Consider the following 25,057-nt stretch of genomic DNA (forward strand, 5'->3'; position numbering starts at 1 on the left):
CGGCCTGCACGCAGGCCGCTAATAACAAGAGCCCCCGCATGTCCCGTCTCGCCTCGCTGCGTCCCGCCCTGCCAATCCTGATTGGTGCCTCGGTCATGCTGTCGCTCGCCATGGGGCTGCGGCAGAGCCTGGGCATTTTCGTGCCGCCGCTGACGCGCGACATCGGGATTTCCGTGGGCGATTTCACGATCGCCGTGGCGGTACAGAACCTTACCTGGGGCGTGTTGCAGCCGTTTGCCGGCGCGCTGGCGGTAAGAACCGGATTCCGCCCCCTGATGGTCGGCGGCGCGTTGCTGTACCTGATCGGGCTGGTGCTGCTTGCCACGTCCCACGACCTCTGGGCGGTCGTACTGGGCGCCGGCGTGCTGATCGGCATGGCGATGGCTTCCACGGGCACGGCGATGGCCATGGCTGCGGCATCGAGCGCCGTGAGCCTTCAGGTGCGCAGCCTGGTGCTCGGTTGCGTGTCGGCCTGCGGCTCGCTCGGGGCGATGATCGCTGCGCCGCTGGGGCAAAGCATCGCCAGCGAATGGGGCTGGCGCATGGGCGTGGCGGCCTTTGTGCTGCTGGCGCTGGTGATGTTGCCCGCCGCCTGGTTTGCTGGCCGCACTGACACATCGCGCCAGGCGCCCGCACGGGCACAGCCGGAGCTGAGCGGCCGTCAGGCCCTGATGGGCGCGCTGCGGCATCCGCCATTCGTAGTCATGGCGCTGGCCTACACCGTCTGCGGGATGCAGCTGGTGTTCCTGACGACGCACCTTCCCGCGTACCTCGATGTCTGCGGCATGGACCCGATGCTGTCTGCCAAGGCGCTCGGCATGATCGGCGGATTCAACGTACTGGGCAGCCTGTTCTTCGGATGGGCGGGTGGGCGGGTCAACAAGCTGCTGTTGCTCGGCGGCATCTATATCTGCCGGTCCCTCGGTTTCATCTGGTTCTTCCACACGCTGCCCACCCCGGAAAGCACGCTGGTGTTTGCCGGGGTCATGGGGTTTCTCTGGCTAGGCGTATCGCCGCTGGTGCAAGGGTGGATCGCTCAGACGTTCGGCCTGCGCTGGCAGGCGATGATCGCCGGGGTGGCGTTCTTCAGCCACCAGATCGGCAGCTTTGTTGGCGCCTTTGGGGGCGGCTGGCTCTACGACCTGATGCACAACTATGCTCTCGCGTGGAAGGTGGGCGCTGGCCTGGGATTGACCGTGGGGCTGATGCAGATCGCCTTCGCGCTGCTTCCGAGAACGCCGTCCCCACATCTGGTACCCCAGGCGGAATAGGCTGGAATAGGCGGCCATGGGCGGCCATGGGCGGGCCGCCTGTTCCGTCGCCTTAGTCCAGCGCGCGATTCTTCGACTCCACGTTGACGGCGCCGATGGCGAATGCACCGGCGAGCAGCATGCTGGAGATCAGGGCCAGCGCCAGCGTGAAATGCGTGGCCATTACCGGGGCGATGATCGCGGGCGCGAACAGTCCGCCGAAGCGCGCCACGGCGCCGCAGGTGCCCATGCCCGTCGCCCGCAGGTCGGTGGGATAGACCTCGGGGGTGAAGGCATAGAGGGCGCCCCACGTACCCAGCAGCGAGAAACTCATGAGCAGGGTTGAGCCGACCACCACGATGGGATCGGTGCCAAAGCTGTACAGCATGCAGCCGGCCGCACTGAGCAGCAGGAATCCGATCAGGGTGGGCTTGCGGCCCCAGCGCTCGACGCCGTAAGCGGACAACGCGAAGCCGGGAAGCTGGACGATGGCGAGAACCACCAGGAACACCTGCCCGCGCATGAAGGCGAACCCTTCGGCGCCGAGCTTGATCGGCAGGTAGACGAACACACCGTAGTACGCAATCGAGATGAGCGCCCACGCCGCGAGCAGGGCGAGGCTGCGACGGCGCAGACCGCCGGAGAACAGCGCGAAGACCGACTTGGGCTCGACGTGCTCCGCCTGCAGCGGCGGGATGTCTACCTGCCTGCCGTTCACCTTCGCCACACGCTCCAGCACCTTGCGCGCCTGGTCGGACTTGCCGCTCCGGTTGAGGAACATCGGCGATTCCGGAATATAGAAGCGCAGGATGACGCCAATCAGCGCAGGCACGCCGGTGACGAGGAAGATCACGCGCCACGCCTGATCGCCATAAGCCAGGGCCGCGAGCGCCAGCAGGGCCAGGCAGATGGTGCCGAGCGCCCAGAAGGACTCCAGCAGGACCAGCCAGCGGCCACGGCGATCACGCGGCAGGAATTCCGCCATCATGGTGTAGTCGACAGGCAGCGTACCGCCGACGCCAATCCCTGTGAGCAGGCGCAGCACCAGCAGCCAGGTCATGTGCGGTGCGAAGGCGGAGGCGACGCCGCACAGCGCGTCGATGACCACCGCCATCATCAGCACTGGCCGCCGGCCGATACGGTCTGCCAGGCGCCCGAAGAAGAACGCCCCCACCAGCATGCCGACGAAGAAGAACGTGCCGGTTTGCAGCGCCTGGGGCACGGTGATGCCGAAGGTCTTGGCAATCGACGGGGCGCTGAAGCCGATGGACAGCACCTGCATGGCGTCGGCCAGCCATACCAGCCCGAAGATGACGAACAGTCGATACTGGAACTTGCCCACGCCAGCCGCCTCGATGCCGTTCTCCAGGGACACAGCGGCAGCCGAGGTGTGGCCAGCGGATCGATCGGAAGTGTCGCCCATGGGGTGAGCCTTGCGGTACGTAGCGGATGTCGGGGCCGCCACGGGGGGCAGGGCAGCCTCGGTGTCTTGATACGGGGATTGCATTGTCGCTCCTTATGGCGTCTTCGCCGTGCTTTGTCTACCCGGGATCTGGCCGCCGGGCGGCTCTGCGTTGTCGCAAAGTCCGCGCCAGCCGTCATGTGATCGATTTGGCATCGATTCTGTGTGCTGCTTGTGCTTCTCTACGGCCTGCATCAATGCGAGGACTTGCGGATCCTCGCGACGGTGTCTTCCACCCCATCCCAGCGGGGCTGGTCCGGTGCAAATCGTTCCCGCAGGTAGTGCACGAGCGCACTTACCTGGGCATCGTCGAGGCTGTCTGCAAAGCCGGGCATATAGCCGATGCCGGCGTGCGGCGGTGCCGAGGCACCATGCAGCACGACCTGGATCACGTTGTCCGGGCGCGCGCTGTGCAGATTGCTGTTCAGGGCCAGTGAAGGCTTCTCGCCGAACTGCGGCACGCCGGCGTTGCCCTGGTGGCATACCGCGCACGCATTCTGGTACAGCCGGTCCGTCGTGCCGGAGAGCCGCAGGGCGGCTGCGGCGCTGCGGGCCTCTACTGCCGCCACCTGCGCCGCCGCGACCTGCGGCGTGGCCGCCTGCGTGGGCGAGGCCGGGTTGAGCGATGCAACGTAGTGGGCGATTGCGCGCACATCGCCTTCCGGCAGTTCACGCAGGCTCTCCACCACCGGGGCCATCGGGCCCGCCGCGGCACCGTGTCGGGCGGCGAAGCCAGTGCGCAAGTACTGGAACAGGTCGTCCTCGGTCCACGGCACCGGTGCCTTCGAGAGTGCCGTCAAGGCCGGCGCTTCCCAACCCTCCGCTTCGCCGCCGGTCAGATAGGCCTTGCCACCCCGCTCGCCGCCCAGGGCGTTGCGCGGCGAGTGGCACGCGCTGCAGTGGCCCAGGCCGTCGGCCAGATACGCGCCGCGATTCCATTGTGCGGAGCGCGAGGTGTCCGGTACGTACTGCTCGTTGCGGTGGAACAGCATGTTCCATCCAGCCAGCAGCGGCCGGGCGTTGAACGGGAACGCCAGTTGCGTTTCGGGCGGGCGCGCTACCACTGGTTCGGCGGCCATCAGGTAGGCGTAGAGCGCTTGCATGTCGGCATCGCTGACCTTGGCAAACGCCGTGTACGGGAAGGCCGGATAGAGCCGGCGGCCGTCACGATGGATGCCTTCGCGCATGGCGCGCTCGAACGCCGCGTAGGACCAGTTGCCGATGCCGGTCTCGGCGTCGGGCGTGATGTTGGTGGTATAGACGGTGCCGAACGGCGTTTCGAGCGCCAGCCCACCGGCATTGCGCGTGCCGCCTGGTGCCGTATGGCACACCGCGCAGTCGCCGGCGGCGGCCACCAGCCGGCCGCGCTCGATGGTCGCCGCCGAATACAGGCCGGGCCCGGCCGGCGCCACCGGGGCGATGGGCGCGCGCCACGGCAGGACCGTGGCACACAGGCCGGCCAGCGCCGTCAGCGGCGCCAGGGTGGCCAGCAGCCAGGCGCGCTTGCGCGGCGACTTGTTCGCGCTGGGCTTGTGCGCGAGCGCCTGGCGGATCTGCCCGGCGCTGAACGGTGGCTCCAGCAGGCGCACGCCGGTGGCGTCGTGAATGGCATTGGCCACGGCGGCGGCGGCCGGCAGGGTAGCGGCGGCACCACCCGCCAGCGTGCCGACGATGTCGACACGGGTCTGCGGGGCAAGGTCGTGGCCGGCCCCGTCAGCCGCCAGGGCGGGCGAGGTCTCGGCGGGCGCACCATCGCCCCAGTCGTCGTAGCGTTGGCCGCCGGTGGTCAGTTGCCGCGTGGCGGTGGCAATGTCGTCGGGCAGCGTCGCGGCCGGCGCCTTGGCGCGCGACGCGATGTCTTCCCGCTCATGCCCGACGGTGACGCGCGTGACATGGATATCGCCGGTCCGGCTGTCGACCTCGACATCGGCCACCCAGGCCGACCACGTACGCGCGGGCCGGCCGTCTTCCATGTCGATCACGCTGGCATAGGCAAAGCCGCGCCCGCGCCGCACGCCTGCCGTGGCGTCCTTGTGGCCTTTCAGCGGGCCTTGCCAGCCAGATTGCTCGGCCACCCGCGTGATCAGGCCGCTGCCCGTGCGGTCATCGAGCCATTGCAGGCGCAGCGCCACGGGGTCGATGCCGGCCTGGGCCGCCAGTCCGTCGAGATGGGATTCATGCGCGAAGACCTGCCCGCGCGCGGCGATGTCCGGGGGCACGCCCAGCGGCTGCGCGGCCGATACGTCGAGGTGTTCCACGGCATACGGCGGCACCAGGCCCGGATCCACGCCGGACGCTTCGGTGTAGGGCGCGGCGCGGCCTGTCTGCGTGAGGGCGAGCGGGCTGCCCGCCCCGGGCGTGGCGGTCGCGGCGATCGTATAGGCCGACGCCGGGGCGAGGGTGGCGCTGACGTCGAGCCTCAGCTTCGGGCCGTCATTGCCCAGCTCGGCGGCACGAAACGTTGTACGTACCGGGCGGCCGATGGCGTGCGCCATCAGCGCCGCGTCGGCGGCGGCCTGACGGGCGCAGAAGGCGTCGTGCCAGGCCGGTGGGTCAGGGTCGCAGAGGATGAGGATGGACTCGGCGGCAATGTCGAGCAATGCGGCCAGCTCCAGCCGCAACGCGGCGGGCTGCGTGCAGGCGACCCACACATGCAGCGCGCCGTGCTGCCAGTCGGCGACGGCGCTGCCGCAGGCATCCGCCCGCGGGCTGGCCAGCGGCCAGCGATAGGTGGCATCGACGCGCCCGGCGCCTTGCGCCAGCACTTGCGTGGCGTTTCCGTGCGAGGTGACGGCACGCATCTGCGGCGGGGTGGTGAGGGCGTCGCGCGGTGTCTCCCAGCGGGCTTGCAGCGCCACGGCTCCGGCATGCGCCTGCTCCGGCATCGCCGCGACAACGGCCAGAAAGTTGCCACGCACCACCACATCGACCACACCCGCACAGCGGCGCGCGGCGTCCGCATCGAAGCCGGTCAGTCGGCCCATGCCCGCCGCCGGCCGCACGGCATGGCCGTGGAGCATGCCAGTTGGCGCCGCAATGTCCATCGGCTCGCCTGCGGAGGCGTTCATCCGGGCATTCATCGGATGCCCTCGATTTCCGCGTGCGCGTGGGCCTCGCGCTGCAGCACGGCGGCGCGTTGCACCGCGCGCAGGATTTCTACGTGCGTGCCGCAACGGCACAGGTTGAAGCGCAGCGCCTCGCGAATCTCGTTCTCGGACGGATCGGGATTGGCAGCCAGCAGCGCCTTGGCGCTCATGATCATGCCGTTGAGGCAATAGCCGCACTGGGCGGCCTGTTCCTCGATAAAGGCCTGCTGCACCGGGTCCGGTGCCGCGCGCGTGCCCAGTCCTTCGAGCGTGGTCACGGCCCGGCCCACGGCGGCGCTGGCCGGCACGATGCATGACCGGGCGGCCAGACCGTCGATCAGTACCGTGCACGCCCCGCACTGGCCCAGCCCGCAGCCGTACTTCGGGCCATTGCAGGCAAGGTCATTGCGCAGGACGTATAGCAACGGCGTTGCCGGGTCTACGCAGACTTCCTGCGTATCCCGGTTCACGCGCAACACGATCGGGCGGGGCGTGGCCATCAAGTGTCTGGGGGCGTTAGTGTTGCAATTCGTGCCGGCGCCGCTCGTCCCTGAAGGGATCTGCGCGGCGCCGCTACCAGGGGCGAAACTCAGGCTGCCGCGGCAACCGTCCGGGCCGCCGGCTCGCGCAGCGGTACGGAGAATACATCGTAGCCGAAGCACCAGTCGGGGTTCTCGTTGGTACGCAGCCACGTATTGTCGTGCGATACCTTCTGAACCTTGCTGGCGCGCTCGGCACGGTTGGCCTCATAGAGCGCGAACGTATAGGCGTGGTCCTGCAGGCCGGCCTCGACGAAGCAGCGCGTGAGCATGGCGGCGTCCTCGATCGCCATGGCCGCACCCTGCGCCATATGCGGCTTCATCGGGTGGCAGGCGTCGCCCAGGAGCACCAGGCGGCCACGGCTCCAGAGCGGTAGCGGGTCGCGTTCGAGCAGCGGCCACTTGGTGACTTCCACGGTGCCTTCGATCAGCGACTGCACCCCCTGGTGCCAGCCGTCGAAGGCCGCGCGCATCTCCTCGATGCTGCTCGGCACCCAGCTCCGGCTCATGTCCCACTCGGGCTCGGGCACGCCGGTCACGTAGTAGATCTCGTCGAGCTTGCTGGTGTCGAAGTACACCATCATGTGGCGGTCGTCAGACCACCACTTGGTGCAGCGGTCGTGCGTGAAGCCCTTGACGCGCGAGATCGGGAACACGGCGCGGTGCGCCACGTAGCCGGTGTACTTGGGCGGCTCGGCGCCCAGCAGGTGCTCGCGGATGCGGGAATTGACGCCGTCCGCGCCGATCACGATGTCGGCTTCCTCGACCGTGCCGTCCGTGAACGTCAGCTTCACCACGTCGCCAAGGTCTTCCACGCGTTCCAGCTTCTTGTTGAAGGCCAGGCGGGCCGGCTCCACGGCGTCGGTCATCAGGGCGTGGAAGTCGCCACGATGCACGGTCAGGTAGCTCGCGCCGTAGTGCGACAGCGCGTAGTCGCCCAAGGGGATCTGGGCGATCACCTCGCCGGTGTTCCAGTCGCGGCTGTACCAGTAGTCCGGGTGGCAGCCCATCTGGTTCATTGCGTCCTCGATGCCGATGCGCCGCAGGATCTTCATGACATTCGGCCCCACGTGAATGCCGGCGCCCAGCCGGGAGAAGCCTGGCGCCTGCTCATACAGCTTCACGTTGAACCCAGCACGCTGGAGCAGGGCGGCCGCTGCCGTCCCGCCCAGGCCTGCACCAATAACCGCGATCCGAGTATTGCCTTGCACGACGTCTCTCCTGAAGTTGGTCTGTCACCGTGAAATCGAGTGTACACACCATAAAAATCCAAGTAAAGATGACTTTCACCGTGCCTATGGAAAACCCTGATGCAAGTTCGTCATATTTAATTGAATGCCCACGAATGGCGAAATAATGCGCCAATAGCGGGATTCATTCATTCAGCAGGCACTGAATGAGTGCGTGTTTCGAGGCGATAAGTCTTGTTGTAAAAATAAGGTGTGTACACTAGAATTTCCTGAAAGGCGCCAAGGCGTGCGCCATAGGTCCCGCCCAGCAGAGGCGGATGGGTAGACAGACAACACAGTCGATGGAGTCACAAGTGCAGAAAGTTTTCCGGATCGGTCAGATCGTCCCGAGTTCCAACACCACCATGGAAACCGAGATCCCCGCCATGCTGGCCGCCCGCCAGCTGGTGCGCCCGGAACGTTTCACGTTCCATTCCAGCCGCATGCGCATGAAGACGGTCAAGAAGGAAGAGCTGGCCGCCATGGATGCCGAATCGGACCGTTGCGCGCTGGAGCTCAGCGATGCCCGCGTCGATGTGCTCGGCTATGCCTGTCTGGTCGCCATCATGTCGATGGGCCGTGGCTACCACCGCCAGTCGGAGGTGCGTCTGAAGTCCCGCACGGAAGAGAATGGCGGCCTGGCGCCGGTGGTGACCAGTGCCGGGGCGCTGGTCAATGCCCTGAAGGTGATCGGCGCCAAGCGGATCGCGCTGGTCGCCCCCTATATGAAGCCGCTGACCGAACTGGTGGTCGACTACATCGAGCATGAGGGCTTCGAAGTGGTGGAGTGGCGTGCACTCGAGATCCCGGACAACCTGGAGGTCGGCCGCCATGACCCGTCCCGCCTGCCGGGCATCGTGGCGGAGATGAATACGAAGGATGTGGACGCCGTGGTGCTGTCCGCCTGCGTGCAGATGCCGTCGCTGCCGGTGGTGGAGAAGGTCGAGGCGATGACCGGCAAGCCCGTGATCACGGCCGCGATTGCCACCACCTATGCGCTGCTCAAGGAACTGGACCTCGAGGCGGTGGTGCCGGGCGGCGGCACGCTGCTGTCGGGCGCCTACTAGGAAGGGGCGCGGCATGAGCACTTTCCTGTACGGCGGCAACGTCCACGCGAACGGCATCCGCCAGCACTACCTGCGCTACGGCGGCGCCGGCGCTGGGCGCGATGGGCGCGACGCGGTGATCATCATCCCGGGCATCACCAGCCCGGCCATTACCTGGGGTTTCGTCGGTGAGCGTTTTGGCGAGCGATTCGATACCTATGTGCTCGATGTGCGCGGACGGGGCCTGTCGTCGGCTGGGGATTCGCTCGACTACAGCCTCGATGCACAGGCGGCGGACGTGGTGGCATTCGCCCAGGCGCTGGGCCTTGCGCGCTACCAGATCGTCGGCCATTCGATGGGTGGCCGCATCGGCATCCGGGCGGCACGTGCCCGCCCGGCCGGGCTGACGCGGCTGGTGATGGTCGATCCGCCCGTTTCGGGGCCGGGGCGGCGCCCCTATCCGGCGCAACTGCCGTGGTATGTCGATTCGATCCGCCTGGCCGTGCAGGGCACCGATGCCGAAGGCATGCGGGCCTTTTGCCCCACCTGGGCCGAGGCGCAGCGCCAGTTGCGCGCCGAGTGGCTGCATACCTGCGACGAACGCGCGATGCTGGCCAGCTTCGAAGGGTTCCACGTCGATGACATCCACGCCGACCTGCCACACGTCGCGGTACCGACGCTGCTGATCACCGCCGCGCGCGGCGACGTGGTGCTGCCGGCTGACGTCGAGGAGTTGCGCACGCTGCGCCCGGGCCTGCTCGAGGTACGGGTGCCGGACGCGGGTCACATGATCCCGTGGGACAACGAAGCCGGCTTCTACTCGGCATTCGGCGATTTTCTTGGTGCATCGCTCGCAGGCTGAGCACAACCCGCAAGGAGCCAAGCATGGCTGTCAGTGACTATGACCTGACCTGCGCGTGGAAGCAGGTCCTTACGTTGTCGAAGCTGGAACCGGGGCAGACCGTGACGGTGCTGACCGGCGCCGACACGCATCCGCAGACGCTGCGCACCGCGCTGGTGGCCGCCGCCTCGATGGGCGCGATCGTCAACCGGCTCGACCTGCCGCCCGTCAATGGCGAGAAGGCGCTGAGCCGCGATGCGCTCGCTTATCTCGGCACCACGCCGTTGACCGGCAATCCGGCGGCAATTGCTGCGCTGAAGGCGAGCGATCTGGTGCTGGACCTGATGACACTGCTGTTCTCGCCCGAGCAGCACGACATCCTGTCTACCGGCACGAAGATCCTGCTGGCAGTGGAACCGCCCGAGGTGCTGGCGCGGCTGGTGCCCACGGAAGCCGACCGGTCGCGCGTGAAAGCCGCGACCGAGCGCCTGTCGCGCGCCCGGACGATGCACATCACGTCCGAAGCCGGCACCGACCTGCATTGCGTGCTGGGCGAGTTCCCGGCCATCAGCGAGTACGGCTTTGTCGACGAGCCGGGCCGCTGGGACCACTGGCCAAGCGGCTTCGTCCTTACCTGGCCGAACGAAGGCGGTACGAGCGGCCATCTGGTGCTCGATCGGGGCGACATCCTGCTGCCGATGAAGTCCTATGTGCAGGAGCCGATTCACGTGACCGTGAAGGACGGCTACGTCACGCACATCGAAGGCGGCCTGGACGCGGAATTGCTGGCGGACTACATGGCGTCGTTCAACGATCCCGAGTCGTACGCGATGTCGCATATTGGCTGGGGCCTGCAGCCGCGCGCGCGCTGGTCGACGCTGGCGATGTACGACCGCGAGGCCACCATCGGCATGGATGCGCGGGCGTACGAAGGCAACTTCCTGTGCTCGTTTGGCCCGAACAACGAGGCGGGCGGCAGCCGGACCACCGCTTGCCATATCGACATGCCGCTGCGCCATTGCACCGTCAGCCTCGACGGCGAGCCCGTGGTGGCCGCCGGCAAGGTGCTGGACGGCGCGCCACGAACCGAGAAGGAGTTTGCCCATGCATGAGGAAGTCCAGACCTACCGCCGCCAGGGCTTTGGCACGGCGATGGCACCGAAGGCCCCGTACGGCCTGCTGATTATCGATTTCGTGAACGGCTTTGCCGACCCGGCCGTGTTCGGTGGCGGCAATATCCCGGAAGCCATCGCCAACACGCAGCCGCTGCTGGCTACCGCGCGCGCCATGGGCTGGCCGGTGGCCCACAGCCGGATCGTGTTTGCCGACGATGACGCCGATCACAACATCTTCACGCTGAAGGTGCCGGGCATGCTGACGCTGAAGGAAGACGGTCCGGCCAGCCAGATCGTGCCGTCCCTGGCGCCGGCGCCCGGCGAGCTGGTCGTGCGCAAGACGGTGCCGTCGGCATTCTTCGGCACGTCGCTGGCCGCGTGGCTGGCGCAGCGTGGCGTGCAGACGCTGCTGGTGGCCGGCTGTGTGACCAGCGGATGCGTGCGCGCCAGCGTGGTCGACGCGATGTCGCACGGCTTCCGCCCGCTGGTACTGTCCGACTGCGTGGGCGACCGCGCCATCGGTCCGCACGATGCCAACCTGTTCGACATGGAGCAGAAGTACGCCACGGTGATGCCGCGTGACGCCGCACTCGCGGCGATCGGCGCACTCGGCGCAATCGGCGCAATCGGCGCAATCGGCACCACGGTGCAGGCGGCCGCCTAGGCGGTGCGACGCGGGCGCCCGCGCGGCCGGCGCGGCGTCTGCGTGGTGCTGACGGCGGGCACTTCCACGGCGTGGCACACGGCGTTGAGCACGGTGCGCTGGATCACATCGCGCCAGTGGGTCACCGCCGGCGCGCTCATGATCGGCTCGCCAAGGAAGGCGCTGAGCGTATGATGGTTCGAGTTGTAGAAGTAGCCGAGCGACGCGATGATCAGGTACACATCGCGCGCGGTGAGGCCGGGCTGGAATACGCCAGCATCGAGGCCACGCGCCAGAATGCCGTCGAGCACCGACAACGCGTATCCCGAGATCTCGTTGAGCCGGCCGGACTTCCTGGCATGGCGGGCGCGGCTCAGGTTCTCGCTGTTCAGGATGGCGACGAACTCGGGGTGATCGAGGTAGTAGCGCCAGACGAAGTCGACCAGCTGCGTGAGGGCGCGCACCGGGTCATCGGGGTCCAGCTCCAGGGCCTGCTCGGCTTGGTTGAGTTGCAGGTAGATGGTCTCCAGCACTTCGATGAACAGCTTTTCCTTGCTGCCGAAGTAGTAGTAGATCATCCGGTCATAGGTCTTGGCCAGCGACGAGATGGTCTCGATGCGTCCACCGTCGAAGCCGCTCTGGGCAAAGACCTTGATGGCGGCCTTGAGGATTTTGGCGCGCGTATCCTGAGCCTGGCGGGCACGGGTGCCCGGTCGGGCAGGCGCGGGGGCGATGTCGTTTGGCATGCTTGCCGTAGTCTGGAGAAACCAGCAGTGCGCTGGCGAAATGGCGTGGTTGCAAGTATAGCCGTGTGGTTCCTTGCCCCCGCCCGTTCCGCCGGCCGTGTATGCCGCCCGGCGCGGCAAGGACGAATGATCGATGCAAAAGACTTCGCGGACTCCGCGCGCATTGCGTGAGGCACTGTTCCAGGAACGTGGCGTGCTGCTGGTCACGCGGCCCGCCGCGGCCGCGCCGCGGCCATCGCCGGGACAGCCGGGTGCCGCCTCCGATTTCGTATCCGATCTGCCGGATATCTTTATCGCCATCCGCGCCAACGGCGAGATTCTTGCCTTCAACGGCCACGTCGACCTCGGCACGGGCATCCGGACCTCACTGGCGCAGATCGTGGCCGAGGAACTGGAGGTCGAGCCTGCGCAGGTGACAATGGTGCTGGGCCATACCGAGGCCACGCCCAATCAGGGGCCGACGATTGCCAGCGCCTCGATCCAGATTTCAGCCCTGCCGCTGCGGCGTGCAGCGGCCCAGGCGCGCGCATGGCTGGTGGCACGCGCCGGCGACGCCGCGCAAGTGGACGTGGCGAGCCTGCTGGCCGGAGAACAAGTGCAACTGACGCTGGCCGATGACGTCAAGACCAAGCCCGTCGAGCAATACCGGGTGGTGGGGCGGAGCGCGCCACGCGTCGACATTCCCGCCAAGGCCACCGGCGAACTGACCTTCGTCCACGACGTGCGCGTGCCGGGTATGCTGCACGGCCGGGTGGTGCGTCCGCCCTATGCGGGCCGCGACAGCGGCGACTTCGTCGGCACCAGCCTGATCGCGGTGGATGAATCGTCGATCGCCAACGTGGCTGGTGTGGTGCGTGTGGTGGTGGAGGGCGACTTCATCGGCGTGGTGGCGGAGCGCGAAGAACAGGCCATCGAGGCGGCCCGGCGGCTCAAGGTGCGCTGGCAGCCGGTGCCGGCATTGCCGGATCTCAACGCGCCGGAAGCCGCCTTGCGTGCCGCCCCGGCCCAGCGGCGGGAATTGCTCGGCACTGGCGACGTGCGGGCGGCGCTGGCGGAAGGCACCCATCGCCTGACCCGTACCTACGTGTGGCCATATCAGATGCATGGGTCCATCGGCCCGTCCTGCGCCGTGGCGGACTGGCACGACAACCGTCTGACCGTGTGGTCCGGTACACAGAACCCGCATGTGCTGCGGATTGACATGGCGCGGCTCAGCGGCCTTGACGAAGGGGCCATCGAGATCGTCCGGATGGAAGCCGCCGGCTGCTATGGCCGTAACTGCGCCGACGATGTCTGCGCCGATGCGGTGTTGCTGTCGCGCGCGGTCGGCCGCCCCGTGCGCGTGCAACTGACCCGCGAGCAGGAACATCTGTGGGAGCCGAAGGGCGCCGCGCAGCTGATGGACGTGGAGGGTGGCGCCACTGCCGATGGCACGCTGACCGCCTATGACTTCGTGTCACGCTATCCATCGAACGATGCCCCCATCCTGGCGCTGCTGCTGACGGGGCGTGTTTCGTCGGCGCCGCGCACGCTGGAGATGGGCGATCGTACGGCGGTGCCCGCGTACGGCTATGGGGCACTTCATATTGCCTGTGACGACACCCCGGCGATTGCGCGGGCCTCCTGGCTGCGCGGCGTGTCGGCGCTGCCCAACACTTTCGCGCACGAATCCTTTATCGATGAACTGGCGCACGCGTGCGGCGCCGATCCGCTGGCCTTCCGGCTGCGCCATCTGCCCGACACGCGCGCGCAGGAACTGCTCGTGGCGCTGGCGCAGGCTGCCGAATGGCGGGAAGGTGCGCGCGGCTCGCGCGGCAAGCCCGATGCCAATGGCCTGCTGCACGGCCGGGGTATCGCCTATGCCCGCTATATCCACAGTAAGTTCCCCGGCTTCGGCGCGGCATGGGCGGCATGGATCGTCGATGTGGAAGTCGATCCGCAGACCGGTAATGTGCGCGTGACGCGGCTGCATGTGGGGCAGGACACCGGCATGATGGTGAATCCTGACGGCGTGCGCCATCAGATCCACGGCAATGTGGTGCAGAGCCTGAGCCGCGTGCTGCGCGAGCAAGTACGTTTCGATGGCACCGGCGTGGCCAGCCGGGAGTGGGGCAGCTATCCGATTGCGGCATTTCCCGACCTGCCGGCCATCCAGGTGCTGCTGATGCCGCACCAGTCGGAGAGCCCGCTTGGGGCCGGCGAATCGGCCTCCTTGCCCGGTGCGCCGGCGATTGCCAATGCCCTGTTCGATGCCACGGGCCTGCGCCTGACGCACGCGCCATTTACGCCGGAAGTGGTGCGCCAGGCGTGCGCCGCTGCGCGGGTACCGGCATGACATTGCGCACCCCGTGACCACGGGGTGCGGTCCCTCCCTGACGTCAGAACTTGTGCCGGATGCCCATCACGGCGCCGAACTGGTTCGTGCCGGCGGCGCCGATGGCAGACGACGCGCCATTGAGGCCGATGCGCGAGCCATCGTCATTGTTGATGTACGCCACCTGAGCATACACATCCGTGCGCTTCGAGAACGCGTAGTCGAGCAGCAGCGATGCGCTCCATGCGTCGCCATTGCCGCGCCGGTCGTTCAGCAGGTAGCCGGCACCGCTGAGCGATAGCGCAGGGGTGAGCTGGTAGCCGGCGCCGATCCAGAACAGGTCCGCACGCCGGGCCGGCACGGCTGCTGTGGCACCGATGTCGCCGTTGAGCCAGCGGTAGCCCGCATAGACCTTGGCATTGGCAAACCGATAGCTGCCTGCCACGGCCAGGCGACGATCCTTCTGCGACGGGTTCTGGCCGGTGATGCCGGAGGTGCCCTGTTGCTCGTCATAGATCACCGTGACGCCGGCATTGCCGACGTTGTACTCGAGGCCGCCGCTGATCGCCCGATCGCTCTTCGGGTCGCCCGGCACTTCGGATGCCACAGCGCCGCCAGCCAGCGACGTGCCACGCGCGAACGCGTAGAGCCCCGTTACCGTCAGTCCGCCGAACTTGCCAACGTACTTGGCCGTGTTGTCGTAGCGGCCCGCCGTCATGGCATCCATCATGAAGATCGAGTAGCGCGGCGAGACCGCCATGGCGTCGTAGTTGATCAGGATGTCATAGAGGATGTTGTTCTGCCGGCCCAGCGTTACGCGACCGCACTGCGAGGACAACCCCGTGAAGGCCTGGCGCCCGAACAGGCGCCCGCCCTGGGCAGCGGTGCCGGCGTCGAGGTCGAAGCCGTTCTCGAGCACGAACAGGGCCTGCAGGCCGTTGCCAAGGTCCTCGGTGCCCCGGATGCCCCAGCGCGAGCCAGACAGGTTGCCCGATGTCATGCGGGTCAGGCTATGGTTGCTCGCGTCGGCATGGGTCAGGAACTCGATGCCGGCATCGGCAACGCCATACAAGGTGACCGATGACTGCGCCTGCGCGGCGCCGCTGACGCCAAGGGCCAGAAGGATGGCCGCCAGCGCGGTGTGGCGGAAGGTGGATTGTGGTTGGCTCATATTGGTTGGATGTTCTCGCGCGGTTGCCGCCAATCCCCGATCGACAGCGCGCAGGTAGCCAACGCCTGACGGCGGGCGTCAGGACGCAGGGACGAACGCGCTCTCACGGGGGCTGGCTTGCGCCCGTGTGGCAACGAAGGACTACGGGAAAGGTTCGGGGAATCTGCCTGCTGAAGTCCAGGCGGTGCCCCGGAAGGTCAGTCGACGAGCAGGTTGATCTTCGTCGCGAATTTCTGCCAGCGGTCGATGTCGGCCGTCACCAGCTTCTGGAATTCGGCAGGCGTGCTGGTGGTGGTGGCAAAGCCGAGCTGCGCCAGGGAAGCCTTGATCTCCGGCTTGGCCATCGCCTTGGCAATTTCGGCGTTGAGTTTCTGCACGATCTCGGGCGGGGTGTGCGCGGGGGCGAGGATGCCGAACCACTGGTCCACATCGTAGCCGGGCACGCCGAGCTCGCTGACCGTGGGCACGTCGGGCAGGAACGGCGAACGGGTCTTCGACGTCACGGCCAGCGCGCGCAGCTTGTTGCTCTTGAGGTAGGGCACGGTGTTGGTCAGCGTATTGACGCTGACGTCGGCCTGTCCGCCGAGCACATCGGCCATGGCGGGGGCGCAACCCTTGTACGGCACGTGGAGCATCTCGACCTTGGCCGAGACCTTCAGCAACTCACCCGCCAGATGTTGGGGCGTACCGTTGCCACAGGACGCGTAGCTGGGCGGGGCGCCGCTCTTGCCGGCCGCCAGCAGGTCATTGAACGTGCGGATCTTCGAGGTGTACGGCACCGCGATCACCGAGGGCACCGAGGCGAAGGTGATGACGGCGCTGAAATCGGCCTTCGGGTCGAACTGCAGCTTCTTGAACACGCTCGGATTGATGGCGAAGCTGCTGTTGACGATCAGCAGGGTGTAGCCATCGGCGGGGCTCTTGGCCACGAATTCGGCGCCGATATTGCCGCTGGCGCCGGGCCGGTTGTCCACCACCACGGGTTGGCCCATCGACTTGCCGATGTCGGTGCCGATCAGCCGCGCCAGGGCGTCAGTGCCGCCTCCGGCCGGGAATGTCACCACGATGCGGATGGGTTTCTGCGGGAAGGTACTCGCCATGTTGGCCTCGGCGCGCCCGGGCAGGGTGCCCAGGCTGCCTGCGACAAACAGGAGCGATGCCAGACTGCTGACGACGGATAGGGGTCTCATGGGGATTTTGCCTCGTCGGTTAGGGTGAAGGAAGGAAGAAAGCAGGTCAATCGGGATCGATACGGACCGCGTCGCGGCACACGCCGTCGTCGCGCGCCGCCACTACGGCCGCCGCAAGTGCGTCCGGCGTCTCGGCGTGGATGCGATACAGAGGCTGGCCCGGCACCACAGGCGTGCCGATCGTGCACAGCAGATCGACCCCTGCACCAGCACTACGCGGGGCACCTGCCGCGCGCGCCACGCCGGAGATGCCCAGGCCGTCGATGCCGGTCACACGGCCGGGCCGTTCGGCATGAATCACTTCGGTATGCGCACCCGGTGTCACCGGATCCGCCCGGCGGCCCTGCGCCGCCGCGATGCGCTCGAATGCCGCCTTCGCCTTGCCTTCGCTCAGGAGCTGCCTCGCAATTCGCATGCCTTCGTCGGGCGTGCCCACGCGCGGGTCGAAGGCAATGATTTCGGCGGCAAAGCGCAGGGCCTTGGCGCGCAGGTCAGCCGGGGCGTCGGGATCGTTGTCGAGCACCTGCAGCACATCGCGCACCTCCAGCGCCGGCCCGATGCCGCGGCCGATGGGGCGGCTGCCGTCGGTGGCCAATGCGTGCACGTGCATGCCCATGCCTTTGCCGACGAGCGCGAACAGCGCGCCCAGCGCCTCGGCATCGGCGCGCGAGGCCAGCTTGGTCTGCGGCCCGTACGGCAGGTCCACCATCACATGGGTGGCGCCGGCCGTGTACTTCTTGGAGAGGATCGAGGCCACGGACCAGCGGCGGGAATCGATGCCGAGGGGGCGGGTGATCGCATTCATGACGTCGTCCACCACGGAGTGGTTCAGGCGCCCGTTCCAGGCAATGCAGGCGGATGCCTGCGTCACGCAGCGGCGGACGTCGTCCTGTGTCAGGTCCACGCGGGCGACGGTCTCCATGGCGTCCGCCGTGCCGGCGGCGGAGGTGATCGCGCGGGAAGAGGTCTTCGGCATCGCCAGCCCGTAGGCCGCGACGATCGGCACCACAATCAGCGTGATGCGGCTGCCGGGCACGCCGCCCATCGAATGCTTGTCGACGACGAGTGGCCGGTCCCATTCGATGCGCGGCGTGAAGGCGGCGCGTGCCCGCGCCAGCGCCACGACTTCGTCATCGGTCAGGTTGCCGGCCGTGGTGACCAGGAATTCGGTCAGCGCTGCCTCGGTATAGCGTCCGGCGATGGCGTCGCGCAGGATCGCCACGTAGGCGGCCTCGTCGAGCGCTTCCCCGCGCAGCTTGGCCATCAAGCTGGGGTGGCTGGCAGGCGGCTCGGCGCCGATTTCCGGCCCTTGCCGCAGCGCCTCCACAAAGCGCGCCATGCCCACTTCGAGCGTGCAGTCGTTGGAGACGGTGATGCAAGGCACATCGGCGGGCAGGGGCGCCGCCTGGCGCGCCACGCGCCGCGCCACCTGTTCACCCGACTCCCGGCCGCGCCGGGCAATGCGCTGCGCGAGGATCTCCTGCGGCGCCGTCACCAGCACGACCACGAACCGCGGCAGCCGTGCCGCCAGAGCGGCGATGACGCTGCGCGAGCCGTTGGCCACGACGTGCATGCCGCGCGACAACGCATCGGTCAACGACGCCGGCAAGCCATAACGCAACTCGTGCGCGTCCCATGTCACCAGGAACTCGCCGGCTTCCTGACGTCGTGTGAACTCCATATCGGACACGCCTTCATGGTCCTCGCCCGGAGACCCTGTGGGCCGCGTGATCACACGTCGCGCAAACAGGTAGTTGTCGCCGAGGACCGCGCGTGCGCCGTCGATCAGGGAATCCTTGCCCGCGCCGCTGGGCCCCACCACAAGGAAGAAGATGCCGGTATTGTTCATCATTAACTTAGATGTCGAAGTTTGTAGGGCTATGCTAGCACCGGCTTGTCCACTGTCAAGATAAGTTCGATGTCTAAGTTAATGCAAGGGTCGGGCCAGCTCCCGCAAATCCAGTGTGTACGCGGGATTCCCGGCTTCCTCAGGGAAAACGCGAAGGTGGGCGATGCGCGGGGACGGTGCCCCATGCATCGTCGTTGCGCACGCCGCACTGATGTAGTGAGGGCACCATGCAAGGTGCGGACGGCGGCATGGCAGAGGCGCTATCATGTGCGCTGCCGCGCGCCCGCCGTGCTGTGCGGCGCCTGCGCATGCATTCCTCTGTCACGACTATGACCACGAAAAAGCCGGAGACCCCGGCCACGCTCACGCCTGCCGATGAGGCCGAAGAAGAACGTCTCGCCCACCTGGTGAAGGACGCCGCGCGCGCCTATATCCGCGCGCTTCAGTTGCGTCTGGCGGAGCATTCGGTGTCGTATGGCCACTGGACCATCCTGCGCATTCTCTGGCGCCGCGATGGCTTGTCGCAGCGCGAGCTTAGCGAACGGGCGGGCGTGACCGAGCCCACCACGTTTGCGGCGGTGAAGGCGCTGGAAGCGCTTGGCTACGTCGAGCGCACGCACCTGCCCGGCAACAAGAAGAAGGTGCACGTGTTCCTGAGCAAGACCGGGCGCGCGCTGCGCCGCAAGCTGGAGCCGCTGGCCACCGAGGTCAATGAACTGAGCGTGGCGGGGCTGAGCGAAGAGGACGTCCTCACCACGCGCCGCGTGCTGATCACGATTGCGCAACGCCTCGTGGCGGACGAGGTGGCGTCGGCCGAGCATGGCCGCCGCGTGCCGTCGACTCAGGAAGTCGGACGGTTGCTGTCCGATCTCTGACCGGCACGCCCGGACGGGGCAGCCAATGCAAAAGCCCCCCGCCGGATAAACCGGGGAGGGTGAAGCCCTCGGGTAGGAAGGCGCGAATCGTCAGGCGGGGCCTGGCCCCGCGACACATGCCGGACCGGCTCAGGCCTCGTCGAGGCCGATATCCACTGCCGGTGCCGATTGCGTGATCTTGCTCGTGGAGATGTAGTCCACCCCCGTTTCCGCCACGGCGCGGATCGTCTCCAGGCGGATGCCGCCTGACGCCTCGACCTTGGTGCGGCCATTGACGATCTGCACGGCTTCCTTCATGTCAGGCACCGACATGTTGTCCAGCATGATCACATCGACGCCGGCCGCGAGTGCCTCGTGCACCTGCTCCAGGCGGTCGCACTCCACCTCCAGCTTGGTCAGCACCGGCAGCTTGCGGCGTACACGCGCCACGGCGGCGGCAATGCTGCCGCAGACCGCGATATGGTTGTCCTTGATCATTACGCCGTTGTCGAGGCTCAGGCGATGGTTGAGGCCGCCGCCGCACGTGACGGCGTGCTTCTCCAGCGCGCGCAGGCCCGGCGTGGTTTTGCGGCTGTCGATCAGGCGGGCCTTGGTATGGGCGATTGCCGCGGCATAAGTCGCGGTGTGATTCGCAATGCCGCACAGGCGTTGCATGATGTTCAGCGCGGTGCGCTCGGCAGTCAGCACGCTGCGTGCGTTGCCGCTCACGTTGAGCAGCACGGCGCCTTTTTCCACCTTGTCGCCATCGGCGACGCGCACGTCCAGGGTCAGCGTCGGGTCATAGCGGGCAAAAATGCGCGCGGCGACGTCGATGCCGGCGATCAGCATGGGCTCGCGGGCATTCATGCAGAACGTACCGGTTTCTCCCGGCTCGATCATCGTATGGACTGTCAGGTCGCAGATGCCAATGTCCTCGGTCAGCCAGAGATCGATCAGTTTGTCGGTGGAAAAGATGTCATACATGGGAAGCGCTCCTGAGTAGTGGTTGCCGTACCAAGAATCTTAGAGATCGAAGTACATGGCGTAATACTAGCGCATGGCGCCCCCATGTCAATAAATATTCGAGATCTAAGTTATTGCGCGTGACCGGGTACCTGAGCGTGTGAGACGCGGCAGGGCGAAGGGGAGGGGAAGGGAGGTGAGGGGCGCTACGGCCCTGCCGGGCAGGGTGCCGCGTGGCGCCTAGATCGGGCTGTCGGTGTCGGCGGTATCCGGGGTATCGTCGCCCAGTTCGCTCATTTTCCTGAGCAGGTAGAGCAGTGCCACCCGTTCGGCCGGGTTCAGGCCGCCCATGGTGCGCTCGGTGATGTCCTGCGCGAAAGGCACCACCTCGTTGATCAGGGCCTCGCCGGCGGGGGCGAGTAGCACCACGACCTTGCGGCGGTCGCGCGCGTCGTGGGAGACCGCAATCAGTTCACGAGACTTCAACCGCTCGATAATGCCGCGCACGGTCGCCTGGTCGATGGCGGTGGCGCGCGCAATCTCGCTCAACGAGCATGGCCCCTGGGCCTGGATGGCGCACATGACGACGAACTGGCCGGCCGTCAGCTGCGAGTCTGGAATGGTCTGCTGGAAGATGGCGACGTGCCGTTGGTAGGCACGGCGCAGCAGATGTCCAACCTGCTCGGTGAATTCATAGTGAGCGGCGTGGGCTGACGCGTGGTCGGGCGGACTTTTCACGGTAGGAGATCAAAAGGAGCTGACCGGCGAAGTATAGCCGGCGTTACAAATAGAGGCGTGGAGCATCCGGGCGTCATTTCAGCGGGCGCCTGGACCGCGCGCATCCCTGCTCAGCCGCCGAACCGCCTGCGGCGGTTGCCCGGTAGTCCGGACAAAGGCGCGCCGCATTCGCTCCCGGTCAGTAAAGCCGACTTCCTGCGCGATCACGTCCAGCGAGAGGCGGCCTTTCTCCAGCAAAAGCCTCGCCGCCTCCACGCGCAGGTGTTCCACGGCCTTTGCGGGCGATTGGCCCGTCTCCGCGCTGAAGGCCCGGCTGAACTGGCGCGGGCTGAGCCCGGCGACATCGGCAAGTTCATCGACGGTCAGGGCTTCGCGCAAGTTGGCGTTCGCGTGGTCAATGGCTTTCTGGATCCGGTCCGACTTTGGGTCGAGGTCGAGCAATGTGGAGAACTGCGACTGGCCGCCAGCGCGCCGATGGTAGATGACCAGCTTGCGCGCGACCGTGCGCGAGACCTCCGGGCCGTGATCCTTCTCGATCATGGCAAGGGCCATGTCGATGGTGGCCGTCATGCCTGCGGAGGTCCAGATTGGCCCGTCCACGATGAAGATCTGGTCCTCCTCGACCGTGATCTTGGGGAACCGGCGCTGCAGATCATGCGCGAACCGCCAATGGGTGGTCGCACGCCGGCCATCCAGGACACCGGCTTGCGCCAGGATGAAGGCCCCCGTGCAGGGCGCGGCAATCCGCCTTGACGTCTTCAGCGAACGGCTGACGAACGCGGTCAACGCTGCGGACGTGATGTCAATCTCGACGCCCGAGCCGAACATGACCGTGTCATAGGCGTTGTTGCCGAAGGGCAGCGAATCGACCCGAATGCCTGCCGACGAGATCACCAGTCCGCCGCTCTCCGACAGCACTGTCACGTCGTACGCCCGCTCTTCGAGCACGACGTTGGCCAGCTCGAACGCGGTGACGGCCGCCAGGCCCATCAGATAGAAGTTCGGAAAGACGACAAAGCCGATCGTGTGCATGGATATACCCCGGGATCATGTCCTGAATTGACGGTATATATGACATTTGAGACACGGTCAACGGCGAATATGATCGACTCAACTGCATTTCACCGAGTGGGTCATATGGATCGTCGATTACTGATACTGGCGCTGGGCATGTTCGCAATGGGGACCGACAATTTCGTCGTCGCCGGCATCCTTCCCGGCGTCGCGGCATCGTTGCACACCTCCATCAGCATGGCAGGCTTGATGGTGACGTGTTACGCGCTGACCTACGCGGTGGCGGCGCCGGTGATGGCCGCAGTGGCGGGAAACCTGCCTAGAAAACGGCTGCTCGTTACCGCGTTGGGCATTTTCGTCGTCGGCAACGCCGTCAGCGCGCTCGCCACCGACCTCCAATGGGTGCTGCTGAGCCGGGCGCTGGCCGGCTTTGGCGCCGCGCTCTTTTCCCCCACCGCGCTGGGCGTCGCCGCGGCACTCGCGGCCCCTGAGAAGCGCGGCCGTGCGCTGGCTGCCGTCACGGCCGGCCTGACGGGCGCCACGGCCCTGGGGTCGCCGCTCGGCACGTTTATCGGCGGATTCGGCAGTTGGCGTTCGACGCTCTGGTTCGTCACAGCGCTCGGCATCGTCGCCATGATCGGCGTGTGGACGATGCTGCCATCCGTCCCGCTACCTGCAGCCGTCCGGTTGCGGGAGCGGCTTGCCCCCTTGCGCGACAGGCGGGTGGCGCTGACCTTGCTCACTTCGCTCTTCGCGTTCGGCGGGTTTCTGATGGTCTACACCTACGCAGGCGTGGTGCTGGCGCGGGTCACAGGCGGCGACGAACGCATCCTCGCCGGGATGTTGCTGGTGTGGGGCCTCGCTGCGACGGCGGGGAACCTCATGGCCGGCCGCCTCGTGGACCGGTTCGAGAGCCGCCACATCATTCACGCGATGCTCTGGGTGGCGATCCTCAACTTCTGTGCACTCCCGTGGACGTCCGGGCACATGGCCACCGCCCTGGTCGCGCTGGTAATTTGGGGAATCTGCGGGTGGGGACTCATCGTTCCGCAACAGCATCGGCTTGTCCATCTATCGCCGCCGACAGCACCGCTGGTGCTTGCCCTGAACAATACGGCTACCTACACAGGGCTTGCCTGCTCCGGCCTGCTTGGCGGAATCGTGATCCGATCGACAGGCGGGCAGTACCTGAGCCTGGTCGCGGCCGTGTTGATTGCCATGGCTTTCGGCTTTGCCGTGGCCGCGCACCGTTGCATGACGCGTCAGCGCCCGGCCATCATCCCAGCGGCAGTCTCCTGACCGCTCACGACATCCCGCCCCGGGAACGCCCGCAGCCCCTGCGGATTTCGTGATCCTCTCTGCATTCCTGCCGTCGCGGCGCACGCCAGCGACGGCTTTCGCACGTCCGCTCCCGCCTGAAAATTAAAGATTCGTCGATTTAACGGACGGGCAGTCCTCCCTATTATTCGCCCCATTGCAGCGAGTCGTTCCCGGCCAGGGCAACACGTCCTGCAAACAGGCTGGTCAGATCCGTACGCATGTTCGCGATGTCCAGATTTTCAGTCGTTTTACTTCTGCATAGATTCATACATGAAAAGCAAACTCCTCTCCGCCTTGATCATTGGTGGCACCTCGATGGCTTCGCAAATCGCATCAGCCGCGGATGGCACGATTACCTTCACCGGCAACGTCACGGCTCAGACCTGTGCCATCAACGGTGGTACGAGCAATTTCGTGGTTGCCCTGCCGACCGTGTCGGCGTCCTCGCTCTCCGCAGCCGGCAAGACCGCCGGCCGCACGCCGTTCAGCATTGCGCTGACGGGCTGCACGCCCACCTCAGGCAATGTGCGCACGTTCTTTGAAGCGGGGCCGACCACCGACGTCACCACAGGTCGCCTGAACCTCACTGCAGGCGGTGCCCAGCGCGTGCAGATCGGCCTGCAAAACGCCTCGGACGAAACCAATATCAACGTCGGTTTCGCCAATGCCCTGCAGAACTCGAAGTCGGTTCCCCTGGTTTCTGGTGCCGCCACGCTGCGCTACTACGCCCAGTACGTTGCCACCGGCGTAGCAGCTGCCGGCGCGGCCAATACCAGCGTGATGTACTCCATCGCCTATCAGTAAAGGCGCATCGGGTGGCGCGATGTCGCGCCACCTTTCACCCCTGTTTCCTGAAAATCGCGTGCAATGATGATGACCAACCAGAAGATCCGTTCCGTTCTGACCGCAGCCTTGCTCGTGCTGAGCCTGCCTGCCGCGTGGAGCGCTCACGCCTCGGTGGTGATCGGCGGCACGCGTGTGGTGTACAACGCCAGCGAGAAAGAAGCGACGATCAAGCTTTCCAATCAGGGAAATGCACCGGCGCTGACCCAGGCCTGGCTCGACAATGGCGACCCCAAGGCCACGCCATCCGCCGTGGAGGTGCCCTTCCTTGTCACCCCACCCGTGATGCGCATCGATCCGAAGAAGGCGCAGACCCTGCGCATCCTCCATACCGGCGAGCCGCTTCCACAAGACAAGGAGTCGGTGTTCTGGCTCAACGTGCTGGAGATTCCGCCCAAGCCGGAAGCCGGTGGCGCCAACGCCAACCATTTGCAGCTCGCTTTCCGCTCGCGCATCAAGATGTTCTATCGCCCCGCAAGCCTGAAGGGGAGCTCACTGGAGGCTCCGGGGCAGGTGGCATGGCGGGTGGTGGGATCCGGCAATCAGTTGAGCCTGGAAGCCCGTAATCCGACGCCTTACCACGTTTCCTTTACCGCGCTGGAAGTGAAAGGCAGCGACGGCAAGGTTGCCAGTTTCGATGACGGCGGCATGGTGAACCCGGGCGAAACCCAGGTGTTCCCGCTCAAGGGCGAGGTCAGCCCGTCAGCCGCCCTGAAGGTGGATTACACCGCCCTCAACGACCATGGTGGATCCATCTCCGGCGAAGCCGTCGCGACCCACTGATTAACGGCGTTTGCCGGCGACGCTGTCGCCGCGCAAGACGCCTCCGACGTATCCCCTATCC

20 protein-coding genes and 1 pseudogene are annotated in these 25,057 nt (G+C 66.6%); 10 read left to right on the forward strand and 11 right to left on the reverse strand.

Going from position 1 to position 25,057, the window contains the following annotated elements:
* The first annotated feature begins 38 nt into the window (after window positions 1–38).
* On the forward strand, window positions 39–1,271 hold the full coding sequence (locus AB4120_RS04810) for an MFS transporter (RefSeq protein WP_441641906.1): 1,233 nt from the start codon (window positions 39–41) through the stop codon (window positions 1,269–1,271).
* Between the two features lie 52 nt (window positions 1,272–1,323).
* Here AB4120_RS04810 and AB4120_RS04815 read toward each other — a convergent pair whose 3' ends face one another.
* The 4 genes from AB4120_RS04815 to AB4120_RS04830 form a co-directional block, all read right to left on the reverse strand.
* Window positions 1,324–2,673: an MFS transporter gene (locus AB4120_RS04815; RefSeq protein WP_441641907.1), complete on the reverse strand. Its 1,350-nt coding sequence runs from the start codon at window positions 2,671–2,673 to the stop codon at window positions 1,324–1,326.
* A gap of 233 nt (window positions 2,674–2,906) precedes the next feature.
* Window positions 2,907–5,780, reverse strand: coding sequence for a c-type cytochrome (locus tag AB4120_RS04820; RefSeq protein WP_441641908.1), 2,874 nt, complete (start codon window positions 5,778–5,780; stop codon window positions 2,907–2,909).
* Window positions 5,781–5,788: 8 nt separating this feature from the next.
* Window positions 5,789–6,298 carry a (2Fe-2S)-binding protein gene (locus tag AB4120_RS04825; protein ID WP_149136127.1) on the reverse strand — a complete coding sequence of 170 codons (510 nt, stop codon included), beginning with the start codon at window positions 6,296–6,298 and terminating at the stop codon, window positions 5,789–5,791.
* A gap of 89 nt (window positions 6,299–6,387) precedes the next feature.
* Complete coding sequence (locus AB4120_RS04830; protein WP_149136126.1) at window positions 6,388–7,548, reverse strand: FAD-dependent monooxygenase; 1,161 nt, start codon at window positions 7,546–7,548, stop codon at window positions 6,388–6,390.
* A 332-nt stretch (window positions 7,549–7,880) separates the two neighbouring features.
* Between AB4120_RS04830 and AB4120_RS04835 the strand changes: the two genes are divergently transcribed.
* Genes AB4120_RS04835 through AB4120_RS04850 form a run of 4 tightly spaced genes read left to right on the forward strand, consistent with a single transcriptional unit; the run spans window position 7,881 to window position 11,232 of the window.
* Window positions 7,881–8,633, forward strand: coding sequence for a maleate cis-trans isomerase family protein (locus AB4120_RS04835; protein ID WP_144195641.1), 753 nt, complete (start codon window positions 7,881–7,883; stop codon window positions 8,631–8,633).
* A gap of 13 nt (window positions 8,634–8,646) precedes the next feature.
* Complete coding sequence (locus AB4120_RS04840) at window positions 8,647–9,474, forward strand: alpha/beta fold hydrolase (protein WP_441641909.1); 828 nt, start codon at window positions 8,647–8,649, stop codon at window positions 9,472–9,474.
* 23 nt (window positions 9,475–9,497) lie between these two features.
* A complete protein-coding gene (locus AB4120_RS04845; protein WP_144195637.1) occupies window positions 9,498–10,565 on the forward strand; it encodes a 2,5-dihydroxypyridine 5,6-dioxygenase in 1,068 nt (355 codons plus the stop codon).
* On the forward strand, window positions 10,558–11,232 hold the full coding sequence (locus AB4120_RS04850) for an N-carbamoylsarcosine amidohydrolase (protein ID WP_441641910.1): 675 nt from the start codon (window positions 10,558–10,560) through the stop codon (window positions 11,230–11,232). Before AB4120_RS04845 ends, AB4120_RS04850 begins: the two co-directional genes overlap by 8 nt.
* Here AB4120_RS04850 and AB4120_RS04855 read toward each other — a convergent pair.
* The gene (locus tag AB4120_RS04855; RefSeq protein WP_441641911.1) at window positions 11,229–11,957 is read right to left on the reverse strand and encodes a TetR family transcriptional regulator; all 729 of its coding nucleotides are present in this window, start codon (window positions 11,955–11,957) and stop codon (window positions 11,229–11,231) included. The two genes, AB4120_RS04850 and AB4120_RS04855, sit on opposite strands and share 4 nt — an antisense overlap.
* 133 nt (window positions 11,958–12,090) lie before the next feature.
* Here AB4120_RS04855 and AB4120_RS04860 point away from each other — a divergent pair, with 133 nt between their 5' ends.
* Window positions 12,091–14,292 carry a xanthine dehydrogenase family protein molybdopterin-binding subunit gene (locus tag AB4120_RS04860; protein ID WP_149136122.1) on the forward strand — a complete coding sequence of 734 codons (2,202 nt, stop codon included), beginning with the start codon at window positions 12,091–12,093 and terminating at the stop codon, window positions 14,290–14,292.
* Between the two features lie 43 nt (window positions 14,293–14,335).
* Here the strand turns inward: AB4120_RS04860 and AB4120_RS04865 are convergent, their stop codons facing one another.
* The 3 genes and pseudogenes from AB4120_RS04865 to phnN form a co-directional block, all read right to left on the reverse strand.
* Window positions 14,336–15,442 (reverse strand): porin, encoded by a 1,107-nt coding sequence (locus AB4120_RS04865; RefSeq protein ID WP_441641912.1) that lies wholly within the window; start codon window positions 15,440–15,442, stop codon window positions 14,336–14,338.
* A gap of 197 nt (window positions 15,443–15,639) precedes the next feature.
* On the reverse strand, window positions 15,640–16,632 hold the full coding sequence (locus AB4120_RS04870) for a tripartite tricarboxylate transporter substrate binding protein (protein WP_149136120.1): 993 nt from the start codon (window positions 16,630–16,632) through the stop codon (window positions 15,640–15,642).
* Window positions 16,633–16,678: 46 nt separating this feature from the next.
* Window positions 16,679–18,559: pseudogene (gene phnN, locus AB4120_RS04875) on the reverse strand (phosphonate metabolism protein/1,5-bisphosphokinase (PRPP-forming) PhnN); the annotation flags it as partial.
* Window positions 18,560–18,810: 251 nt separating this feature from the next.
* On the opposite strand from phnN, the gene AB4120_RS04880 reads away from it, so the two are divergent.
* A complete protein-coding gene (locus AB4120_RS04880; RefSeq protein ID WP_441641913.1) occupies window positions 18,811–19,356 on the forward strand; it encodes a MarR family winged helix-turn-helix transcriptional regulator in 546 nt (181 codons plus the stop codon).
* Window positions 19,357–19,485: 129 nt separating this feature from the next.
* Here the strand turns inward: AB4120_RS04880 and nadC are convergent, their stop codons facing one another.
* From nadC to AB4120_RS04895, 3 genes are all read right to left on the reverse strand, one after another.
* Window positions 19,486–20,319, reverse strand: a complete 834-nt coding sequence (gene nadC / locus AB4120_RS04885; protein WP_144195623.1) for a carboxylating nicotinate-nucleotide diphosphorylase — start codon at window positions 20,317–20,319, stop codon at window positions 19,486–19,488.
* A gap of 219 nt (window positions 20,320–20,538) precedes the next feature.
* Window positions 20,539–21,036: a MarR family winged helix-turn-helix transcriptional regulator gene (locus AB4120_RS04890; RefSeq protein WP_441641914.1), complete on the reverse strand. Its 498-nt coding sequence runs from the start codon at window positions 21,034–21,036 to the stop codon at window positions 20,539–20,541.
* Window positions 21,037–21,114: 78 nt separating this feature from the next.
* A complete protein-coding gene (locus tag AB4120_RS04895) occupies window positions 21,115–22,068 on the reverse strand; it encodes a GlxA family transcriptional regulator (protein WP_149136119.1) in 954 nt (317 codons plus the stop codon).
* 105 nt (window positions 22,069–22,173) lie between these two features.
* On the opposite strand from AB4120_RS04895, the gene AB4120_RS04900 reads away from it, so the two are divergent.
* From AB4120_RS04900 to AB4120_RS04910, 3 genes are all read left to right on the forward strand, one after another.
* Window positions 22,174–23,349: an MFS transporter gene (locus AB4120_RS04900; protein WP_149136118.1), complete on the forward strand. Its 1,176-nt coding sequence runs from the start codon at window positions 22,174–22,176 to the stop codon at window positions 23,347–23,349.
* A gap of 291 nt (window positions 23,350–23,640) precedes the next feature.
* Window positions 23,641–24,174 carry a fimbrial protein gene (locus AB4120_RS04905; RefSeq protein ID WP_441641915.1) on the forward strand — a complete coding sequence of 178 codons (534 nt, stop codon included), beginning with the start codon at window positions 23,641–23,643 and terminating at the stop codon, window positions 24,172–24,174.
* 66 nt (window positions 24,175–24,240) lie between these two features.
* Window positions 24,241–24,996 carry a fimbria/pilus periplasmic chaperone gene (locus AB4120_RS04910; protein ID WP_149137537.1) on the forward strand — a complete coding sequence of 252 codons (756 nt, stop codon included), beginning with the start codon at window positions 24,241–24,243 and terminating at the stop codon, window positions 24,994–24,996.
* Window positions 24,997–25,057 lie beyond the last annotated feature (61 nt).

Source organism: Cupriavidus sp. 2KB_3 (assembly GCF_052115685.1).
GTDB lineage: Bacteria > Pseudomonadota > Gammaproteobacteria > Burkholderiales > Burkholderiaceae > Cupriavidus > Cupriavidus campinensis.

What these genes read in the sequence shown, in the direction of transcription:
- AB4120_RS04810 (WP_441641906.1), top strand. Translation starts at nt 39, where the DNA reads ATGTCCCGTCTCGCCTCGCTGCGTCCCGCCCTGCCAATCCTGATTGGT.
- AB4120_RS04815 (WP_441641907.1), bottom strand. Translation starts at nt 2,673, where the DNA reads ATGGGCGACACTTCCGATCGATCCGCTGGCCACACCTCGGCTGCCGCT.
- AB4120_RS04820 (WP_441641908.1), bottom strand. Translation starts at nt 5,780, where the DNA reads ATGAACGCCTCCGCAGGCGAGCCGATGGACATTGCGGCGCCAACTGGC.
- AB4120_RS04825 (WP_149136127.1), bottom strand. Translation starts at nt 6,298, where the DNA reads ATGGCCACGCCCCGCCCGATCGTGTTGCGCGTGAACCGGGATACGCAG.
- AB4120_RS04840 (WP_441641909.1), top strand. Translation starts at nt 8,647, where the DNA reads ATGAGCACTTTCCTGTACGGCGGCAACGTCCACGCGAACGGCATCCGC.
- AB4120_RS04845 (WP_144195637.1), top strand. Translation starts at nt 9,498, where the DNA reads ATGGCTGTCAGTGACTATGACCTGACCTGCGCGTGGAAGCAGGTCCTT.
- AB4120_RS04850 (WP_441641910.1), top strand. Translation starts at nt 10,558, where the DNA reads ATGCATGAGGAAGTCCAGACCTACCGCCGCCAGGGCTTTGGCACGGCG.
- AB4120_RS04855 (WP_441641911.1), bottom strand. Translation starts at nt 11,957, where the DNA reads ATGCCAAACGACATCGCCCCCGCGCCTGCCCGACCGGGCACCCGTGCC.
- AB4120_RS04860 (WP_149136122.1), top strand. Translation starts at nt 12,091, where the DNA reads ATGCAAAAGACTTCGCGGACTCCGCGCGCATTGCGTGAGGCACTGTTC.
- AB4120_RS04865 (WP_441641912.1), bottom strand. Translation starts at nt 15,442, where the DNA reads ATGAGCCAACCACAATCCACCTTCCGCCACACCGCGCTGGCGGCCATC.
- AB4120_RS04870 (WP_149136120.1), bottom strand. Translation starts at nt 16,632, where the DNA reads ATGAGACCCCTATCCGTCGTCAGCAGTCTGGCATCGCTCCTGTTTGTC.
- AB4120_RS04880 (WP_441641913.1), top strand. Translation starts at nt 18,811, where the DNA reads ATGACCACGAAAAAGCCGGAGACCCCGGCCACGCTCACGCCTGCCGAT.
- nadC (WP_144195623.1), bottom strand. Translation starts at nt 20,319, where the DNA reads ATGTATGACATCTTTTCCACCGACAAACTGATCGATCTCTGGCTGACC.
- AB4120_RS04895 (WP_149136119.1), bottom strand. Translation starts at nt 22,068, where the DNA reads ATGCACACGATCGGCTTTGTCGTCTTTCCGAACTTCTATCTGATGGGC.
- AB4120_RS04900 (WP_149136118.1), top strand. Translation starts at nt 22,174, where the DNA reads ATGGATCGTCGATTACTGATACTGGCGCTGGGCATGTTCGCAATGGGG.
- AB4120_RS04905 (WP_441641915.1), top strand. Translation starts at nt 23,641, where the DNA reads ATGAAAAGCAAACTCCTCTCCGCCTTGATCATTGGTGGCACCTCGATG.
- AB4120_RS04910 (WP_149137537.1), top strand. Translation starts at nt 24,241, where the DNA reads ATGATGACCAACCAGAAGATCCGTTCCGTTCTGACCGCAGCCTTGCTC.